The sequence below is a fragment of the Streptomyces lydicus genome, from assembly GCF_000717345.1.
Lineage (GTDB): Bacteria > Actinomycetota > Actinomycetes > Streptomycetales > Streptomycetaceae > Streptomyces > Streptomyces lydicus.
Genome location: NZ_JNZA01000107.1, coordinates 1 through 397 on the forward strand (window position 1 = coordinate 1; position 397 = coordinate 397).

General features: G+C 70.8%; 1 protein-coding gene. It reads left to right on the plus strand.

All coding sequences use genetic code 11. The features are described 5' to 3' along the window. Nucleotides 1-397 (plus strand): toxin glutamine deamidase domain-containing protein (locus OO62_RS36185; protein ID WP_033271977.1); only part of this gene is annotated, 397 nt, incomplete at both ends.

Consider the following 397-nt stretch of genomic DNA (forward strand, 5'->3'; position numbering starts at 1 on the left):
GCCCCAACGCCACCCCGACCCCGACAACGGCCACTGGGTCGACACCATCAACCACCCCGGCCCCGACGCCCCCGGCCGCAACAACAACTGCGTCGACGCCGCCCTCGCCACCGCCGACACCTACGCCGGCAACCCCACCGCCGCCGCCCACCGCACCCCCGACACCCACCCCGACGGCACCCCCTCCGACCGCGGCGAGAACAACGGCCGCGACCGCATCGAAAACACCCTCGGCACCCGCTTCAACGACTACGGCAACGGCCCCGACGCCTTCCACCGCCTCGAAAACGACCTCCACAACGCCGGCCACGGCTCCCAAGCCGTCATCATCACCCAAGACCACAACGGCCGCGCCCACGCCTGGAACGTCGTCAACCACAACGGCAACCTCACCTAC